This is a genomic window from Streptomyces sp. NPDC048392 (genome assembly GCF_043200575.1).
Classification (GTDB): Bacteria; Actinomycetota; Actinomycetes; order Streptomycetales; family Streptomycetaceae; genus Streptomyces.
Map to the genome: position 1 here is coordinate 221,100 of NZ_JBICYB010000009.1, position 18,571 is coordinate 239,670.

The following is an 18,571-nucleotide window of genomic DNA, read 5'->3' on the forward strand; positions in this document are numbered from 1 at the left end:
CGGCGGACCGTGCCGCAGACGGTCACCGGCACGGCCCGCACTCCCCTCATACCCCGAGTTCGGCCGCGACCCGCCCCGTGCGCACGGCGCCCACCAGCTCCGCGTGGTCCGCTTCCGTGCGGTCGGCGTAGGCGACGGCGAAGGCGGCCACCGCCTCGTCCAGTTCGTCGTTCTTCCCGCAGTAGCCCGCGACGGTCCGCGGGTCGGCGCTGTGCGCGTGCGCCCGGGCCAGCAGGGCGCCGGTCATGCGGCCGTAATCGTCCAGCTGGTCGGCGGCCAGGGCGGTGGCGTCGACGCTGCCCTTGCGGTTGCGGAACTGCCGCACCTGGAAGGGCCGTCCGCCGACCGACGTCCAGCCCAGCAGGATGTCGCTGACCACCTGCATCCGCTTCTGCCCCATGACGACCCGGCGGCCCTCGTGCGCGGCCTCGGGGGCGTCGAATCCGGCGGTCGCCAGGTGGGGCAGCAGCGCGGAGGGCCGGGCCTCCTTGACCTGGAGCACGAGCGGCTCGCCCCGGTGGTCCAGGAGCAGCACGACGTACGACCGGGTGCCCACGCTGCCCGTGCCGACCACCCGGAAGGCCACGTCGTGCACCGCGTACCGGGCCAGCAGTGGCAGCCGGTCCTCGGAGAGCGTGCCCAGGTACGCCTCCAGGGCGCCCGAGACCGCCGCCGCCTCGGCGTCCGCCACCCGGCGCAGCACGGGCTCCGCGGCCACGAACCGCCGCCCGCCGTCCTCGGTGGGCTCGGTGGACTTCGCCGCGAAGCGCCCGCTGGTGTTGGCCCGCGCCTTCCCGGACACCCGCTCAAGGGTGCCGAGCAGGTCGTGGGCGTCGGCGTGGGAGACCAGTTCCTCGTCCGCGATGGCGTTCCAGGCGTCCAGCACGGGGAGCTTCGCCAGCAGCCGCATGGTGCGCCGGTAGGCCCCCGCCGCGTCGTGCGCGGCCTCGCGGCAGGTGTCCTCGTCGGCGCCCGCCTCCCGGCCCGCGAGGACGAGCGAGGCGGCGAGCCTCTTGAGGTCCCACTCCCAGGGGCCGTGGACGGTCTCGTCGAAGTCGTTCAGGTCGATGACCAGACCGCCGCGGGCGTCGCCGTAGAGGCCGAAGTTGGCGGCGTGCGCGTCACCGCAGAGTTGGGCGCCGATCCCGGTCACCGGCGTGCGCGCCAGGTCGTACGCCATCAGGCCGGCCGACCCGCGCAGAAAGGCGAACGGCGTGGCCGCCATCCGCCCGGCCCGGATCGGGGCGAGCCCCGGTATCCGGCCGCGGTTGGACTGCTCGACGGCGCTCACCGCGTCCGGCCGGGCGGCGCCGAGGTCGAGTGCGGCGTGCGCGGACCGCGGAACGCGCCTGCGCAGCGCCTTGCCCTCCGCCTTGGGCGAGCCGCCGGCGGGCCACGACGCGAACCCAGGAACGACCGGCATCCGCCCGCCCCCGGCCGCGCCCTCCGCGCCTTCCGCGCCCTCCGCGCCCTCCGCGCCCTCCGCGCCCTCCGAGGACGCACGCACGCCCCCACGGACCGTCGGCACCACCCCGGTCGTCCTCTCCGTGCCCGCCCCCGCCGTCGCTCCGGTCATCCCGGCCGCCTCCCGTACTCGTCCGTACCCGTACCCGTACCCGCGCGCCTGTCCGCACGCCGTACCGTGCCTCGCGGCACCCCTGTCCACGCCGCGCCGGTCACGTCACCGCCACGCCGGCCACTGCCGCGTTGATCACTGCTCCGGGCGCCGGCGCGCCACGACCGTACCCCCGGCCGGACCGCCCCTGCACGGGCCCGCCCGCCGCCCGCACAACGGCGGGCAGAGGGCGGAGCACCAGGCACCACGGCCCCCGAAGCGCGGGGTCCGGGCAGGCGCTTCGTGGTTCCGGGCCCCCGCCGGTCACGGGACCGCCGGGGGCGCCGGTCACGAACGTCCGGCGGGCGGCAGCGTCGAGCGGTACCAGGGCACGGCGCGCCGGAAACCGGTGGCGAAGGGATGGCCCGGGGCCTCCCGCAGGTCCGACCATAGGGTGCCGGACTCGAAGAGGTGATCGGTCGTCAGCAGGTCGACGATGCCCGACAGGACGTCGTTCCCGGCCAGCAGTCCCCGTGCCCGCCGTACCGTGAGATCCCGCCGCGGCCAGGGAATCCCGGCGCAGGCGGCGACCGCGCGCAGGGCGCCGTGCGCGGTGACCGGCTCCGGATGCGCCGCATGGTAGACGGACGCGGACAGCGCCGGGTCGGGCGCGAACGCGGCGCCCACCAGCGCCCGGGCGAGGTCCGTGACGGCGATCATCGACATCCGCGCGGACCAGCCCGCCACCGTGCCCGGCAGCTCGCGCAGCACCCGGGCCAGACCGGGCCCGACCCAGACGTCGCCCTCCCCGTACACCAGGTGGGGACGCAGGACCACCCCGCCGGCCGAGAGCACGGCGTCCTCGGCGGCGGCGCGGGTGCGGGAGGTGCAGGAACCCGGATTCCGGACGAGCTCCTCGGGCCGTTGGCCGCGGTAGGTACCGCGGCCGTAGACCGAGGCGGTGCTGAGCTGCACGATGCGCCGGACCCCGGCGCGCCGGGCCTCCGCGACCAGCGCCGCGGTGCCGCCCGCGTTGACGGCCTGGTTGGCCGCGCTCGTACCTCCTATCTGCGCCGCGCAGTGAATCAGCACGTCGACGCCGTCGCACACCCCGCGCAGGGTCCGGGGCTCGGCCAGGTCGCCCCGCACACAGTGCGACTCCGAGCGGGGGACGGGACGACGGTGCGACAGCAGCCTGATGTCGGCTCGCCGCCGTTCCGCCTCGCGGACGACGTGTCCTCCCACGAACCCGGACCCTCCGGTGATCAGTACGGTGAGCACAGAGCACGCTCCCTGGGGACGGGCCGGGTCAGCTGACGCGGGGACGCAGGACGAGGTCGGCGGTGAAGACGGTCTCGTCCTCCTGGCTGCCGCGCACCCGCACCAGCAGGTCGCCCCCTGTGCCGCGCTCCTCGACGGCTGCCGTGATCCAGCACGGGGCGTCGAACTCGGCGTAGCGCGCGAAGTCGGCCCGCACACCCGAGAGCAGGGCGCGGGGGAGCCCGGTCACGGCGTGGGCGGCCTGCCGGGCGGCCTCCAGCAGGACCATGCCGGGGATGTGGTCGGTCGGGTGGTCGAAGTAGGTCGGGTGTGCCGTGTCGACCCGCAGCTCCCAGCGGCCCGGCGTCGCCGGCGCCGGTTCGCCCAGCAGGACGTGCCGGGGGCTGCCGTGGCGTACGGCGGCGGGGTCGAGCGCCGGTGGAGGGGTGCGGTCGCAGACCGTGGGGCGTTCTCCGCGCAGCCGTCTGTACACGTCGGGGCTCATGCACCGGAAGGCCGCCGAGGCGGTCGCCCAGGCCCCGCTCCCGCGCCGGACGGTGACGTCGTAGCGCATCTCGCGCAGGCTGCGGCCGCGGCGCACGACGTCCCGGCACCGGGTCCGCATCTCGATGTCGGTGGGGACCGCGTCGGCTCTGAACAGCTCGGGGTCGGCGGTCACACTGAGGTCGGACATGAGGAACTGGTAGCCGAACGGCACGTCGAACTCGGCGTGCGCCAGCAGGGACCCGGTCTGGCGCACGGACTCGACCAGCAGCATCGGGTCCTGGTAGCCGTGGTCGGAGGCGAACAGGGAGTGGCAGCGCGGCCACTGGGCCCGGACCACGAAGCCGCCGCGGTCGCCGTCGTCGGCGGGACCTTCGTGCTCCCAGCCGGTGAGCAGGACCTCGGAGACGGCCGCGCGGTGGACGTACTCACGCGGAACCGTGGTGGTCAGCTCCCGGGACTGCGCCTTGAAGCCGGGTGCCTTCGAAGTGAGGAACGGCATGTGCAGGGCTCCCATCAGGTTCAGAACAGGGGGCAGCACGGCCGTACGTCGGCTGTTCCCCCCCGTGGCCGACGATCTGCAGGGCTTAAGATACAGACAGGTCGGTCCGGTTTTACAAGGGGCTGGACGCTTCCCTCGGTCATATGTGCGTCAAGTGCTGTACGTGCGTCGCCGACGTCCGCCCGCATCCGGTCGCATCCCTCTGGTCGATCAAACAGGCAGCGCTGCATGTTACGGAGCGAGCACACACATCTTTGGCCAAGCCTTTTCCTGGGCGCGCACGGCCACGAAGGCGGCACGACTCCCGATGTCCGGGAACAAAGACCAGCTCACGGCGGTGTGGCCGGACATCCAGGAGCTGGATCACGGACCGTGAGGAACCTTTGACAATCAGACAAGTCTGTTTGGTATTGTCTCTCCCGTGAACCTCAGTCCGTGTTGACGTGGTGTGTCTTCAGGGGGGCAGATGAACCGGCAGTACGCGGAGCTCGTCGGACCGTCACCGCAGCGCCACTTCCCGCACGACGGTCCGGGCGGGCCGGACGGACCGGGCCGGCTCGCGCCCCCGCCGCGCACCGCGGGCGGCGTGGCGGCCCGGAACGTACTGGTCGTCGAGAACGACCAGCGGGCCGCCGAAACGCTCCTGCGGGGGCTGATCCGGCAGGGGTATGCCGCCCGCGGCGTGGACACCGGCGCGCAGGCGCTGCGCGGTCACCGCGACGCCGACCTGATCCTGCTCGACCTGGACCTGCCCGACCTGGACGGCCTGGAGGTGTGCCGGGCCATTCGGGCGATCAGTGACACACCGATCATCACCGTCACCGCGCGGCGATCGGAACTCGACTGCGTGCTCGGCCTCCAGGCGGGATCGGACGACTACCTGGTCAAGCCGTACGGCTTCCGCGAGCTGCTGGCCCGCATGGAGGCGGTGATGCGCCGCTCGCACGGCCGGCCGGCCACTGCGGACACCGGCCGGGTCATCACGCACGCCGGACTGCGCATCGACGTGGCCGCCCGGGCCGCCACCCTCCACGGCGAGCCCCTGGACCTGACGCGCAAGGAGTTCGACCTGCTCCACCTGCTCGCCCTGCAGCCCGGCACCGTGCTCACCCGGCGCCAGATCATGGCCCAGGTGTGGGAGGACGCGTGGTCGCCGCGGGGCCGGACGGTGGACACGCACGTCGGTACATTGCGCGGCAAGCTCGGTTCCAGCACCTGGATCATCACCGTGCGCGGGGTCGGTTTCCGGCTCGGCCATCCGTGACCGCGGCCGCCCGGAAGCCCCCCGCACCCACTCGCGTCCCGCCGCGGTCCCACCGTCGTCGGCTCGACCGGCACGGAGAGAGCCGACGCCAACAATACCAACTAGTCTGTCGGGACAGGCGAGTGCAGGGTAGGGATGCGGCATGGCTCAACAGGAACGCGGCAGGCGGTCACGACGGTCGATCCTGGAGGCCGCCGCGCATGTTTTCGACGAACGCGGCTACGACGCCGCGAGCACCAACGACATACTGGCCCGCACGGGACTCACCCGCGGCTCCCTCTACCACCACTTCCCCTCCAAGGAAGCCATCGCGGTGGCCCTGGTGCAGGCCCACGGCGAGGCCCTGGAGGTACCGGACCGGCCGGTGCGGCTGCAGTCCGTGATCGACCTGACGCTGGAGTTCGCCCGCCGCCTCCAGCACGACCCGGTCCTGCGTGCCAGCGTCCGTCTGACCATCGAGCAGACCTCCTTCGACCGCCCTCCGCAGACCGCCTACGAGCAGTCCCTGGAGGCGATCGAGAAACTGTTGCGGGAAGCGAAGGAGCGGGACGAACTCCTGCCGGGTGTCGACGTGAGCGAGGCGGCGACGACCGTCGTCGGATGTTTCACCGGCCTGCAGATCATGTCCCAGGCGTACACCGGCCGGAAGGACCTGCGCGACCGGGTCGGCTCCTTCTGGCGCTTCTTCCTGCCCGGGCTCGCCACTCCCGGTCTGATCGGCCGGCTCCGCACCACGGCCCCGGCCGCCCCTGCGCCCTGACCTGCCCGCGGACATCATGCGGACGTCCTGCGAACGTTGTCACGGCTCACCCGGAAGGGACGCGGCCCGCCCGGGGGCGCTCAGGGGAACAGCGGGCGTACCAGTCCCCACAGGCGACGGGAGATGCCGCTGTCCCACCACCCGGGGTCCGCCCGGCCCAGTGTCTCGATGCCGGCGGCCATGACCACGGCCAGATCGGCCAGATCCTGGCGCGGCGCATCGTCCGGTCTCCCGGTCACCTCGTGTACGGCGACCACACGGTCGCGGACCAGCGACATCAGGTGGTCGCGCAGCCTCGGCGGCCCCGACGAGCCGTCGGGGGCCAGCTCCATGCCCGCTCGGACGATCTTGTCGGTGCCCAGCGCCTCGGCGAGGGCCAGGGAGAAGCGTTCCGGAGCGTCGGCGGCCGGGCCGGAGAACGCCTCGTCGACGATCTCCTCCAGCCGCAGGCGAGCCTGGTCGTGGACGGCGGCCGCCAGCGCGGCGGTCGAGGAGAAGTGGTGATACAGCGCGCCGCGGCTCACTCCGGCCCTGCGGCAGATGTTGACCAGCCCCGCGTCGGCCGGGCGCCCCTCCGCGATCAGCTCCGCCGTGGCCCGGATCAGAGCCTCACGAGTCCGTTCGGACCGCGCCTGCATCAGACCGCCCCTGCCTTCTCCGTATGTTTCCGCTCGTTGAACAGAATGATACAAGGACGTCTGTTTTACGGAAGCAACGTGCGGGCCCGGCAGCTCGGCACGACGTTCACTCGTTCACATTTCCCCCACATACATAGAGTAAATGGCCTGAACCTTCCGTTCCGGAACACCGGAACGACATCCTGGCAAGCGGACCGACTTGTATGTTTCTCCGAGTTGCCCGCTCGCCGGAACGCTCGGAACTGGGCACTTGGCACGGCGTTGACATCCCGCTGACACAGCCGCGAATGCTTGATGGAACCCTGCATCGCCATCCGTTGAAGAAGACCGGGGGCCCGGTGAGACTGAATGTCGTCTTGCGAAACTGCCACGGATTCGGGGGATTTCGATGGATGAGCACGAGAGAACCACCGAGGACCACACGAGCAGGGACTGCGCACGGCGGTGCGGCCGGATCTGCACCGGGTGCCTGGACCGGACCGGCCGCGAACTGCGTACGCTGCTCGCCCTGTACAAGGAGAGCGACGAGACCCTGGCGGCCGTCCCCGGCACGGCGCTGCGGCAGCGGGTGAGCGGCAGCCGCGGCACCGTCGGCATCGTGCTGGACGAGCGGGTCGTGTCCCTGCGGAGCCAGGTGACCGAGACGCTGAGGCAGTGGGCGCGGCTCGTCCTGGACGAGCGCGGCGGTGCCGCCCCCGAGGCGACGGGCCATGGGCTCGGCCGGCTGGTGCGGTTCCTGCGGCAGCAGTTGACGTGGTTCGCCGACCACCCGGCAGGCGTCGACTTCACCGAGGAGATCACCGAACTGCTCACGGCCCTCGGCGAGCTGTTCGGCCCGGGGCCGGTGCGCAGGTTCCCGCTCGGTCCCTGCCCACGGCACGCGTGCGGTGGCACGCTCTTCGGCGTCGTGCCGACGGACCGCGACCGCGTCCCCAGCCATGTCTCCTGCGACACCGGCCACCCGGTGCCGCCCCGGCAGTGGCTGCTGCTGGCCGACCGCACGGAGAAGGGGTGGGCCGCGTGAACGGCTTCGCTGAGCGCACCGGCGGGGCGTCCCGGCGCCGTACGGTGCCCACGGAACTGGCCGCCCTGGCGATGGGCGTCTCCCAGGCCACGATCCGCAAATGGGCCAGCCGCGGGAAGATCACCCGCCATGGCGGCCCGCAGCGAGCGGAGTACGACCTGGAGGAACTGCTGGCCCTGACCCGGCGGAGCCCGCCCGAATGACCCCGGTCCCGAGGGGACCGCCCTCTGGACCGACCGCGGAAATCAAGGACCGATCCGTGCGGGGATCGGGTCCACAGCTGCCCCCGTGGCCCACACCGGCCACGGGGGCAGCCCTGTTGCGTCAACTTCCTTGATAAGCAGGGCTGTTGACGGCGCAGGCAACAAGTGTCACACTTTCTGCGGCGCCCCCATGCCCGGACGCCGCCGTTTCTTCGACGGCGGGCTCCACGGGTGGCGCGTTCCGCGGCCGGCTCTCCGCAGCCCCGCGTTCTTCACCTTCTTACGAGATCCGCAGCGGGTCGGCACTGCCGGCCCGCTGCGGATCTCTTTTTTCTGCCGCCCCGATTCGAGGATGTGTCGTCGATGCCTGTTTCTACCTGGACACCCGTCGGACGATGGACGGGTACGGTCACGCACGACGGTGAGGTGGACGAGTACACGGTCGACTTCGCCCCGGACGGTTCGCTCTCGGTCACGACGCGCAAGAGCACCGGCTACGGCGCGTGGACCGCCGTCGACGACGAGACCCTGGAGTTCTCCCTGCGTGAGGACTTCAACCTCGACGTCACCCAGATCAGCCCCAACGGCCACCACGCCGCGTACATACAGATCGACATCACCGCGCGCCTCGCCGGGGACACGCTCACCGGTGACGGCAGGGCCGTCGTCCACGGCCCCGACGACGCCGTGATCTACGCGACGGGCGCCCGGACCGAAGCGCGCAGGGTGTCATGACCCGGGGACAGGTCGTGAGCCCCGCCGGTCTGGCCGCCGAGGTGGCCCGCCTGGCCGACATCACGGCGCTGAAGGACCTCGTCGAGCGCTATCTGGCCAGCCTCGACGCCGGCGGCTTCGACGCTGCCTGGGCCGGGTCGCTGTTCACGGACGACATCGAGATGACGTTCCCGGTCGGCAGCCACCGGGGCAGCGCCGGTGTCGACGGCTTCACCGCCGGGATCATGGCGCGCTGGGGCCGTACGCACCACCACGGCTCCGACAGCACGGTCGAGGTCGACGGCGACCGCGCCGAGGTCGGCTGGAGCCTGATCGCCTCCCACGTGCACCACGGCTCGCCACTGCCTCCGGACGCCTCCGAATACTTCCAGCTCGGCGGCCGTTTCGCCGGAACGGCCCGCCGTACGCCGGACGGCTGGCGCTTCGACCGGTTGCGGCTGCGCATCGTGTGGACCACCGGAGCCGTCCCCTCGGGCGTCACCCAGGTCGACGCGCGAACGCTCGACACCCGCGGCCACAGCACCCCGTCCCAGTAGCGCGAACCCAGCGAAGGAGAACCCACCATGCCCACCACGCTCACCGCGGACCAGCAGCGGGAACTGATCGAGAAGGTCTTCCACGAGGGCCTCGACCTCGGCGACCTCTCGGCCGCCGACCGCTACCTCACCGCGGACTTCCGCAACCACGGCAGCCACGACGACTCCATGCGCGGCCCGGAGGCGTTCAAGCACACCATCCGGATCCAGCAGTCCGCGTTCAGCGACATCAAGTACGAGATCCTCGACTTCATCGCCCAGGGCGACAAGGCCGCCATCCGCTGGGTGATGCACGGCCGGCACACGGGCCCCTTCATCGGGATCCCGCCGACCGGTCTCCAGGTCCAGCACCAGGCCATCATCTGGTTCCGCTTCGAGGGCGACCGGATCGCCGAGCGCTGGGGCATCGTCGACAACTTCGCCCTGCAGCGTTTCCTCCAGTCGGGCGGCAAGCCGGCCGGCCCGCTCACCCCGGCCGGCGGTCCCGGCGCGGGCAGGCCCGGCGCCTGACCCGGACGCACCCGGCCCCGCTCCGGCGCCGGCCGCGGCAGCGCCCCCACGGCGCCCGCGGCCGGCGCCGGGCACCGGACGGCCGTCGGCCCTCCGGCTCCGCGGACGGCACGGCGGTCGCGATCGACGCCGTGCGCGATCGACGCGGCAGACGCACGAGACGCACAAGGAAGGACGTCATGCCCATCGACAGAAAAGTCGCCCGGTTCAACCGGCGGTTCGCCAACCGGTTCGTGGGACCCCTGTTCAGCCGGCTGCCGGGGTTCGGGAAGGTCCACCACCGGGGCCGTAAGTCCGGCCGGGAGTTCACCACGCCGGTGAAACTGTTCCGGCGCGGTGCGGACATCGTCATCACGCTGCCGTACGGGCCCGGCTCGGACTGGGTCAAGAACGTTCTGGCGGCGGGCGGTTGCGAGATCACCACCCGGGGACGCCGTATCCGGACGACCGACCCCGTCGTCTTCACCGACGACGGCACCACGAGCATGCCGGCCGTGACCCGCCGCATCCTGTCCCGGGTCGAGGCCACCGAGTTCCTCGCACTGACGCCGGTACCCGCGCCCGCGCCGGCGGACCGGTGACGCCCGCGCCGGTCCGGGTCGTGCTCCTCGTCGGCTCGGCCCGCGACGGACGGCTCGCCCCGGACGTGGCCGACTGGTTCGCCCGCGTGGCCCGGCAGCGCGACGACCTGGTCCTGGACGTCGTGGACGTGGCGCACCATCCGCTGCCGGCCGACCTGGCCGCGGACGACGCCGTGGCGGCGGCGCTGCGCCCGCGACTGGCCGCCGCCGAGGCCTACGCGGTGGTCGTACCGGAGTACAACCGCAGCATTCCGGGACCGCTGAAGACGCTCGTCGACAGCTTCCAGTCCGAGTGGCAGGCCAAGCCGGTCTGCTTCGTGGGCTACGGGCTCGGCGCGGCGGGGGGAGTGCGGGCGATCGAGCATCTGCGGCAGATCTTCGCCGAGTTCCACTGCGTGGGGATGAAGGACGTCGTCACCTTCCCCCGGGTGCTCGACCACTTCGACGCCGAGGGGCGCTTTCCCGCCGAGCCCGAGGGGTGCGAGGCCGCCGCCAAGCTCATGCTCGACCAACTGCTGTGGTGGGCCGAGGCACTGCGCACGGCCAAGGAAGCCCGCCCCTACGGCTCCTGACGCCTCCGCCGTCGCGGTGGCGCGTGCCCGCCCCCACCCCTGCCTGTCTCAGGAGATGTGATGGCCGCTGTTCCCGACCCCCTCTCCGACCTCCTCATCGCCGTTCCGGTGGTGATCCTCGTCAGCCGGGCGGCCGCCCAGCTCCTGCGCCGGCTGGGCCAGCCACCGGTGGTGGGGGAGATCCTCGCCGGCATCCTCCTGGGCCCCTCCCTGCTGGGCGCTCTGTGGCCCGAGGGCCAGGCCTGGCTCTTCGACCCGTCCGTGATCCCGTACATCGACATGCTCGGCAATGTCGGACTGCTCGTCTTCATGTTCCTCGTCGGGCTGGAACTCGACCTCCGCGCGCTGCGCGGGGACCGCGGAACAGCCCTCGCCGTCTCCCAGGTCGGCACCGCCGTGCCGCTGGTGCTGGGCGCCCTGCTGGCGCTCGGCATGTACGGCTCCCTCGCCCCGAGCGGCGCCGACCGGCTGTCGTTCGCGCTGTTCATGGGGGTGGCGCTGAGCATCACCGCGTTCCCGGTACTCGCCCGCATCCTCACCGATCGCGGTCTGTACCGCAGCCGGGTGGGCGCGCTCGCCATGGCGAGCGCGGCCGTGGGCGACGTCAGCGCATGGTGCCTGCTGGCGGCCGTCGTGGCGGTCGCGAACAGCGGCTCACCGTTCGATGCCGTCACGACCGCGCTGTACGCGGCGGCCTTCACGCTGGTCCTGTTCTACGTCGTCCGGCCGCTACTGACCCGGTGGACGGCGCGTGCCGAACGGCGCCACTCCGACGCCATGGTGCTGGTCGTGCTGTTCAGCGGCCTGTGCGTGTCCGGGTACGTCACCGACCGGATCGGCGTGCACGCGCTGTTCGGCGCCTTCCTGTTCGGTGTGGTCACCCCGCGCGGCAGCCGGCGCACCGCGACGACAGCGGTACGGCTGCGTGCCTTCGCGGTTCCGGTGCTGCTGCCGCTGTTCTTCGTGAGCACGGGTCTGCGGACCGACGTGTCGCTGCTGGGCGGCGGTTCGGCGCTGTGGTTGTGGTCCGGTGCCGTGCTCGCCGTGGCGGTGCTGGGGAAGTGGGGCGGCAGCGCGCTCGCGGCCCGGCTGACCGGCCATGGCTGGCGGGACTCGATGTCCCTCGGCGCGTTGATGAACTGCCGGGGCCTGACCGAGCTGGTGGTACTGGACATCGGCCTCGGTCTCGGGATCGTCGGCCCCGATCTGTTCACCGTCCTGGTGCTCATGGCCCTGGTGACCACGGCTGTGACCACGCCGGCGCTGATCCTGATCCGCCGGACGGCGCCCGCCCCGGCCCTCGGCCGTCCCGACGCAGCGGAAACCGCCGACGCGGAGAAACCCGCCCTGCACCCCGTCAAACAGCCCTGACCTGCTCCTTCGCCACCCCATGCCATCTATTGGATCTCTGATGGTTGGCCATTTGCTAGTTGGCCTCTTGATAGATAAGCAAGTTGACGATACCTTCGCAGTACCGCGCGGAGCAGCGAGGCGATGAGGGAGAGAGCCATGAATCAGGACTTCAAGAACCTCGACATGACGATGATGTTCGCCATCCACGACGCCCTGAGGCGCGAACTGGAGCGCATCGCCCGGATCACCGCCCGGGTCGACGAGGACCCCCGGCACGTGCTGAGCACCGCGGTCGGCTGGGAGCTGTTCAAGAAGTTCCTGACCGCCCACCACGTCTCCGAGGACGTCACCGTGTGGCCCCCGATGGAGCGTGCCCTGGCCGGCCGTCCCGACGAGCTGGCCCTGCTCGGGGCCATGGAGGCCGAGCACGCGGTGATCGAGCCCCTGCTGGCGGACATAGACGCGGCCCTCGCCGACCGGGAGTCCGGGCTCGAGCGCCTCGGCGGCCTGTCCGACGCCCTCCACACGCGGCTCGGCGGCCACCTCGACCACGAGGAACGGGACGCCCTCGCCCTGATGGACCTCACCCTGAGCCAGGAGGAATGGGCCGCCTTCAGCGCCGAGCAGCGCACCCGCATCGGCGACGACTCCACCCGCTACCTGCCCTGGCTGCTGGACGACATCGACGCGGCCAAGGTGGCCACCGTCCTCGGCAAGATGCCCGAACCGCTGCGCCAGGCCTACGCCACCGAGTGGCGCGCCGCCTACGAGGACCTGGACATCTGGGCCCCGAAGGCGGACGCCGCCCTGCGCTGAACCGCGGCCGCCGCTCGGTCCCGGCCCGCCGCACCCACCCCCTTCCCACCAGAGACATCGGAGAGAACTCATGTCGCTGCAAGACCGCCCCCAGGCCGTCCCCAAGGCCGCGGCGCCGCCGCGGCAGAACGGCAGGCCCGGCCTCGCGCTGCTGGTCATCGCCGCGGCTCAGCTGATGCTGGTCCTCGACAACACCATCGTCGCCGTGGCCCTGCCGAGCATGCAGAGCGCCCTCGGCCTCAGCGAGTCCGGCCTCGGCTGGGTCGTCACCGCCTACGCGCTGGCGTTCGGCGGCCTGCTGCTGGCCGGTGGTCGCGCCGGTGACCTCTTCGGCCGACGCCGCGTGTTCCGCATCGGCCTGGTCCTGTTCACCGCCGCCTCCTTGCTCGGCGGCGTGGCCCAGAGCGGGGAACTCCTCATCCTGGCGCGGGTGATCCAGGGCGCGGGCGCCGCCATCGCCGCCCCCACCGCCCTGTCACTGCTGGCCACCACCTTCGAAGCCGGCCCCGCCCGCAACAAGGCGCTCGGGGTGTACGGCGCCATGGGCGGTCTCGGCTCGGTCGTCGGCCTGCTGCTCGGGGGCGTGCTCACCGAGTTCCTGAGCTGGCGCTGGGTGATGTTCATCAACATCCCGATCGCCCTGGCCGTGCTCGTCGGTACCGGCGTCCTCGTCGAGGGCGACCGCGAGCGCGGCAAGGTCGACGTGCCCGGCGCCTTCGCCGCCACCTTCGGTTTCGGAGCCCTCGTCTTCGGCATCACCCGGGCCGGCGAGGAGGGCATCGGTGACGGCGTCACCCTGATCGGTCTGGCCGTCGCCCTCGTCCTGCTCGTCGCCTTCGTCCTCATCCAGCGCGGCAGCCGCGCACCGATGATCCCCCGGGGTGTGCTCGCCGACCGCAGCCGGGTGGGAGCCAACCTGATCATGTTCCTGGTCGGTGCCGGCATGCTCGCCACCTTCTACTTCCTCACCCTCTACATGCAGGTGGTCAAGGGCTACGAGCCGATGATCACCGGCCTCGCGTACCTGCCCTTCGCGCTCGGCATGGGCATCGCGGCCGGCGGCCTCGGCCCGCAGCTCCTGGCCCGGATGTCCGAGCGGTCCGTGATCGCCCTGGGCCTGGTCGTCGGCATCGCGGGCATGGTCTGGTTCAGCTTCCTGGCCCCCGGCCAGAACCCGCTGGCGGCCCTGCTGCCCGCACAGCTGGTCGTCGGCCTCGGCCTCGGCATGGTCTTCGTGACCGTCACCGTCATCAGCGTCCGCGGCGTCGAACCGCAGGCCACCGGCGCCGCCTCCGGCCTGGTCAACACCGCCCAGCAGATCGGCGGAGCCATCGGCCTGGCGACGCTGGCCGCCGCCGCCACGGTGATCACCGACAACGAGCTGCCGGGCAACGTCCCCGAGGCGCTGACCACCGGGTACTCCTACGGATTCCTGCTCGGGGCCGGCCTGTACCTGCTGGCTCTGGTCATCGCCCTGGTGACCGCCCCCGCGGCGGCCCCCCAGCCGCAGCGCGACGCGGAGCGCCCCCCCGTCGCGCTGTGACCCTCCGGCGGCCCCGCCTTGTCCCCCGGGGCGCGGGCCGCCGGAGCCCCGGAAGGGGCGTGCCGGCCGGCACGCCCCTTCCGCCCACCCGCACGGGCACCGCTTCCGCGGGGCGGCGTACGCCACCGGACGGTCCCGGACACGGCCCGTATACTCGGGCAGGAGGTGCTGTTCTTGCGGTATGAACGCGACGCCGGGCGAGGCCCCGTCACACGGACCGAGGAGACCGCGGAAGTTCCCGGTGTGCTCCCCGAGTCACTCACCGGATTCATCGGCTACCTCCTGCGCCGGGTCCACGCCCAGTTCTCCTCGACCGGCGACGGCGGCGACGCGGACTCCCGCGACTTCCTGATCCTCGACGCGCTCACCGGCCACGACTGGGAGTCCCAGCTCGATCTGGCCGAGCGGCTGGGCATCAACCGCACCATCATGGTGTCGGTCATCGACCGCCTCGAGGAACGCGGTGAGGTCCGGCGCACCCGCAATCCCGACAACCGGCGCCAGTACGTGCTCTCCCTGACAAACGAGGGCCGGCGGGCACTGGACGCCCGACGGCGTGCGGTGGCCGAGCGGGACGCCCGGCTGACCTCCGTACTCACCCCCGACGAGACCGCGCGGCTCGACGGCCTCCTCGCCCGGTTGCTGCCCGAGTCCGCGCAGCCCCTGGTGCAGGGCACCGAGTACCTGGTGGCCCAGGCCCACCACCGGCTGCGCCGGCTCGGCGACGAGAAGCTGGCCGGCACCGGTCTGCGGGTGCGCCACTACGGCCCGCTGTCCGCCCTGACGACGTTCGGGCCCTGCGCCCAGCAGCGACTCGCGGAACTGCTGGCGATCACCGGGCCCGCCGCCTCCCAGCTCGTGGACGAACTGGTCAGGCAGCAGCTGGTGCGCCGCGGCCGCGATCCGCACGACCGGCGCCGCTACGCCCTCGAAGTGACCGACGACGGCCGGGAGAAGCTCGGCGTCGTGGCACGGGCCGTCGCCGAGCTGGCGACGGACGTGGCGGACCTGCTCGGTCCCGGCGGCGCGGAGGAACTGCGCGCCCTGCTGCTGAAAATCCTGGCCCCCACACATTCCGGAATCGCCTTCTCCGAATTTTCGACGCCATCCGTCCCGACCGGGGGTTGACCCTCCGGGAAAAGGCTGTCACGCTTAATCCAGCGGTTCCCGCATGCCTTTCGGCCGCCTCTCGCATCCGGTTTCGGGACCTCTTCCAGGTCCCTTTCCACACATACTCACGAGGCCCTTTTGAGGCTCTTCACTCCGAACGGAGTGAGGGGCCTTTTTTCATGCGGTCACGCCGCCGTGACCACCACCAGAACCCGCTGTGCACCGCCCCCGACGAAGGAGACAGCTCATGGTCGCGACACGGACCGAAGGCATACCCGAACCGGCCGACGTCCCCGAGGAGATGACCTTCGACGTCATCGTCCTGGGCTCGGGGCTGGCCGGCTCCGTGACGGGGACGATCCTGGCCCGGCACGGCGCGAAGGTCCTGTTGGTCGACGCGGCCGCGCACCCGCGCTTCGCCATCGGCGAGTCCATGACCCCGCAGCTCGTGGAGTGGATCCACATCCTCTCCGAACGGCACCACATACCCGAGCTGAAGAGCCTGGCCAGCGTCCAGGCCTCCACCCGGGACATCGCCCCGACGTTCGGCACCAAGGCGCACTTCGGGTTCATGAAGCACGAGGTCGGCAAGGAACCCGACCCCCGGCAGGCCACCCAGCTGGCGCTGCCGAAGATCTTCCACCAGAACAGCCACATGTTCCGCCAGGACAGCGACGCCTTCATGTTCCACGTGGCGGTCAAGTACGGCTGCACACCGCGGCAGAACTGGCGTGCGAGCGAGGTCGAGTTCGACGACGACGGCGTGTCGGTCCTCGGCAAGAGCGCCGCCCCGGGCGCCCAGCCCGAGCTGTACCGGGCGAAGTACCTGGTGGACGCCTCCGGGTTCCGCTCGCCGCTCGCCGACAAGCTCGACCTGCGTGAGAAGCCGGCCCGCTTCAAGCACCACTCCCGGTCGATGTTCACCCACTACGTCGGCGTCAAACGGTTCGACGACGTCAGCGGGCATCCGACCGCACTCCGCCCGCCGGTCGACTGGCACACCGGCACCATGCACCATCTCATCGAGCGCGGCTGGTTCTGGATCATTCCGTTCGACAACCACGAGAAGTCCCGGAATCCGCTGTGCAGCGTCGCGCTGACCATCGACGAGCGCACCTATCCGAAACCCGAGGACCTGACCCCGGAGCAGGAATTCCAGCTCTTCCTCGACAAATACCCCGCGGTCAAGCGGCAATTCGATGGTGCCACCCGGGTACGGGAATGGATATCCACCGACCGGTTGCAGTATTCCTCGAAGCAGACCGTCGGCGACCGCTGGTGCCTGATGTCGCATGCGGCCGGCTTCCTCGACCCGCTGTTCTCCCGGGGACTGTCGAACACCCTGGAGGTGGTGGACGCGCTGACCTCGCGTCTGGTGGCCGCCCTGAAGGACGACGACTTCTCGGCCGAGCGCTTCGAGTACGTCGAGCGTCTGGAGCAGGGGCTCCTGCAGTACAACGACGAACTCGTGAACAGCTCCTTCATCTCCTTCTCCCACTTCCGGCTGTGGAACGCGGTCTTCCGGATCTGGGGTTCCTTCATCACCCCGGGCACCATGCGGCTGACCCGAGCCCGCCTCCAGCACCTGCGCGACGGCCGTCAGGAGCACTTCGACGAGCTGGAGAACGTCCCGTACCCGGGCCTGTGGTGGCCGCAGAGCGACTCCTTCAAGCAGCTGCTGGAGGCCACCGCGGAGACCTGTGAGAAGTACGAGGCGGGCGCGCTGACCGGTGACGAGGCCGCCGACATCGTCTTCAAGCTGCTCGACGACTCCCCCGTCGTCAACCCGGTCTTCGGCTGGAAGGACGAGAGCCGGCGCTTCATCTACCCCTCGACGGCGACGATGGCCCGCTTCCTGTACTGGGCCTCCGCCAAGGCGCCGGCCGAGATGAACAGCGTCGGCCGGGAGTTCCTGCTCGGCATCCTCAAGGCCGGCTCCAAGGTCCGCAAACTCCTCTGACCCGCGCGGCCCCCTCCGACACCGCCAAGAAAGGGATGCCCATGTCCGCAGCAGCGCGGTCGCTGACCCGCGCCCCCGAGCAGCGCAGGCCCGTCGATCCACCGGGCCTGCGCCGTGTGTGCGGCCTGTTCACGACCGGCGTCACGGTGATCACCACCGGACCCGAGGGCGAGGCGGACGGGACGACCGTCAACTCCTTCACCTCGGTCTCCCTGGAACCCCCGCTCGTCCTGTTCTGTCTGCACCAGCGCTCCCGGTTGCACGCCCTGCTGACCGAGAGCGGCGGGTTCACCGTGAACTTCCTGTCCGGACGGCAGCAGTCACTGGCCCGCCACTTCGCCGAGCGGCGGCCGGACGTGCTCGGGGGTGTTCCGCACCACTTCACCGCGGACGGACTGCCGGTGCTGAGCGAGGCGCTGGCCCATCTGACCTGCACCACGGTCGACGTCCACCCGGCCGGTGACCACGACATCGTCGTCGGCGAGGTGGTGGAGCTGGGAGCGCCGGAGCCCGGACGGGAGCCGCTGATCTTCTTCGACGGATCGCTGGGGCCGTTGCAGACCGCCGCCGGCCGGTTCAGCCACGTGGCGCAGTCCGCACCGGCGCCCGCCCGACAGGCGTCCTGAGATGCGGAGGGTGCTCATCGCCAATCGTGGCGAAATCGCTGTCCGCGTGGCCCGGGCCTGCCGGGACGCCGGGATCGCGAGCGTGGCCGTCTACGCGGACCCGGACCGGGACGCATTGCATGTCCGCGCCGCTGATGAGGCGTTCGCCCTGGGTGGTGACACCCCCGCGACCAGCTATCTGGACATCGACAAGGTCCTCGCAGCCGCGCGCGAGTCGGGCGCGGACGCCATCCACCCCGGCTACGGATTCCTCTCCGAGAACGCGGAGTTCGCCCAGGCCGTCCTGGACGCCGGCCTGGTCTGGATCGGCCCCCCGCCGCAGGCCATCCGGGACCTGGGCGACAAGGTCGCCGCCCGCCACATCGCCCAGCGCGCCGGCGCCCCCCTGGTCGCCGGCACCCCCGACCCCGTCTCCGGCGCCGAAGAGGTCGTGGCCTTCGCGAAGGAACACGGCCTGCCCATCGCGATCAAGGCCGCCTTCGGCGGCGGCGGCCGCGGCCTGAAGGTCGCCCGCACCCT

At 71.7% G+C, this 18,571-nt stretch carries 20 protein-coding genes; 16 read left to right on the plus strand and 4 right to left on the minus strand.

Annotated elements, in window-relative coordinates; all coding sequences use genetic code 11:
- Positions 1-46: 46 nt before the first annotated feature.
- The 3 genes from ACGFYH_RS15995 to ACGFYH_RS16005 all read right to left on the minus strand — a co-directional run bounded on the left by ACGFYH_RS15995 (position 47) and on the right by ACGFYH_RS16005 (position 3,821).
- On the minus strand, positions 47-1,576 hold the full coding sequence (locus ACGFYH_RS15995) for a DUF2252 domain-containing protein (protein ID WP_393803725.1): 1,530 nt from the start codon (positions 1,574-1,576) through the stop codon (positions 47-49).
- A gap of 327 nt (positions 1,577-1,903) precedes the next feature.
- The gene (locus tag ACGFYH_RS16000) at positions 1,904-2,836 is read right to left on the minus strand and encodes an NAD-dependent epimerase/dehydratase family protein (RefSeq protein ID WP_393803726.1); all 933 of its coding nucleotides are present in this window, start codon (positions 2,834-2,836) and stop codon (positions 1,904-1,906) included.
- A gap of 28 nt (positions 2,837-2,864) precedes the next feature.
- Positions 2,865-3,821, minus strand: coding sequence for a ScbA/BarX family gamma-butyrolactone biosynthesis protein (locus ACGFYH_RS16005; protein WP_393803727.1), 957 nt, complete (start codon positions 3,819-3,821; stop codon positions 2,865-2,867).
- Between the two features lie 466 nt (positions 3,822-4,287).
- Between ACGFYH_RS16005 and ACGFYH_RS16010 the strand changes: the two genes are divergently transcribed.
- Both ACGFYH_RS16010 and ACGFYH_RS16015 read left to right on the plus strand, forming a co-directional pair.
- Positions 4,288-5,085: a response regulator transcription factor gene (locus ACGFYH_RS16010; protein ID WP_393803728.1), complete on the plus strand. Its 798-nt coding sequence runs from the start codon at positions 4,288-4,290 to the stop codon at positions 5,083-5,085.
- Positions 5,086-5,227: 142 nt separating this feature from the next.
- Complete coding sequence (locus ACGFYH_RS16015; protein ID WP_393803729.1) at positions 5,228-5,845, plus strand: ScbR family autoregulator-binding transcription factor; 618 nt, start codon at positions 5,228-5,230, stop codon at positions 5,843-5,845.
- Positions 5,846-5,925: 80 nt separating this feature from the next.
- On the opposite strand, the gene ACGFYH_RS16020 is transcribed toward ACGFYH_RS16015, so the two are convergent.
- Complete coding sequence (locus tag ACGFYH_RS16020; protein ID WP_393803730.1) at positions 5,926-6,483, minus strand: TetR family transcriptional regulator; 558 nt, start codon at positions 6,481-6,483, stop codon at positions 5,926-5,928.
- A 388-nt stretch (positions 6,484-6,871) separates the two neighbouring features.
- Here ACGFYH_RS16020 and ACGFYH_RS16025 point away from each other — a divergent pair, with 388 nt between their 5' ends.
- From ACGFYH_RS16025 to ACGFYH_RS16090, 14 genes are all read left to right on the plus strand, one after another.
- Positions 6,872-7,507: an OvmZ protein gene (locus tag ACGFYH_RS16025; protein ID WP_393803731.1), complete on the plus strand. Its 636-nt coding sequence runs from the start codon at positions 6,872-6,874 to the stop codon at positions 7,505-7,507.
- Positions 7,504-7,710 carry a hypothetical protein gene (locus ACGFYH_RS16030; RefSeq protein WP_393803732.1) on the plus strand — a complete coding sequence of 69 codons (207 nt, stop codon included), beginning with the start codon at positions 7,504-7,506 and terminating at the stop codon, positions 7,708-7,710. The genes ACGFYH_RS16025 and ACGFYH_RS16030 overlap by 4 nt, the downstream gene beginning before the upstream one ends.
- A 363-nt stretch (positions 7,711-8,073) precedes the next feature.
- Positions 8,074-8,445 (plus strand): dehydrogenase, encoded by a 372-nt coding sequence (locus ACGFYH_RS16035; RefSeq protein WP_393803733.1) that lies wholly within the window; start codon positions 8,074-8,076, stop codon positions 8,443-8,445.
- Entirely contained in the window at positions 8,442-8,981 is a 540-nt protein-coding gene (locus ACGFYH_RS16040; protein ID WP_393803734.1) for a nuclear transport factor 2 family protein, read from the plus strand. The genes ACGFYH_RS16035 and ACGFYH_RS16040 overlap by 4 nt, the downstream gene beginning before the upstream one ends.
- A 27-nt stretch (positions 8,982-9,008) precedes the next feature.
- On the plus strand, positions 9,009-9,491 hold the full coding sequence (locus ACGFYH_RS16045; RefSeq protein WP_393803735.1) for an ester cyclase: 483 nt from the start codon (positions 9,009-9,011) through the stop codon (positions 9,489-9,491).
- Positions 9,492-9,670: 179 nt separating this feature from the next.
- Positions 9,671-10,072, plus strand: a complete 402-nt coding sequence (locus tag ACGFYH_RS16050) for a nitroreductase family deazaflavin-dependent oxidoreductase (RefSeq protein ID WP_393803736.1) — start codon at positions 9,671-9,673, stop codon at positions 10,070-10,072.
- Positions 10,069-10,644 (plus strand): NADPH-dependent FMN reductase, encoded by a 576-nt coding sequence (locus ACGFYH_RS16055; protein ID WP_393803737.1) that lies wholly within the window; start codon positions 10,069-10,071, stop codon positions 10,642-10,644. Before ACGFYH_RS16050 ends, ACGFYH_RS16055 begins: the two co-directional genes overlap by 4 nt.
- 60 nt (positions 10,645-10,704) lie before the next feature.
- Positions 10,705-12,015, plus strand: coding sequence for a cation:proton antiporter (locus tag ACGFYH_RS16060; protein ID WP_393803738.1), 1,311 nt, complete (start codon positions 10,705-10,707; stop codon positions 12,013-12,015).
- A 138-nt stretch (positions 12,016-12,153) separates the two neighbouring features.
- Entirely contained in the window at positions 12,154-12,813 is a 660-nt protein-coding gene (locus ACGFYH_RS16065; RefSeq protein WP_393803739.1) for a hemerythrin domain-containing protein, read from the plus strand.
- A gap of 70 nt (positions 12,814-12,883) precedes the next feature.
- Positions 12,884-14,356 (plus strand): MFS transporter, encoded by a 1,473-nt coding sequence (locus ACGFYH_RS16070; RefSeq protein ID WP_393803740.1) that lies wholly within the window; start codon positions 12,884-12,886, stop codon positions 14,354-14,356.
- Between the two features lie 243 nt (positions 14,357-14,599).
- Positions 14,600-15,484, plus strand: a complete 885-nt coding sequence (locus ACGFYH_RS16075; protein ID WP_393803741.1) for a MarR family winged helix-turn-helix transcriptional regulator — start codon at positions 14,600-14,602, stop codon at positions 15,482-15,484.
- Positions 15,485-15,713: 229 nt separating this feature from the next.
- Complete coding sequence (locus tag ACGFYH_RS16080; protein WP_393803742.1) at positions 15,714-17,426, plus strand: NAD(P)/FAD-dependent oxidoreductase; 1,713 nt, start codon at positions 15,714-15,716, stop codon at positions 17,424-17,426.
- A gap of 41 nt (positions 17,427-17,467) precedes the next feature.
- A complete protein-coding gene (locus tag ACGFYH_RS16085; protein WP_393803743.1) occupies positions 17,468-18,052 on the plus strand; it encodes a flavin reductase family protein in 585 nt (194 codons plus the stop codon).
- A 1-nt stretch (position 18,053) separates the two neighbouring features.
- Positions 18,054-18,571: biotin carboxylase N-terminal domain-containing protein (locus ACGFYH_RS16090; protein ID WP_393803744.1), on the plus strand; the 518-nt coding region annotated here is incomplete at its 3' end.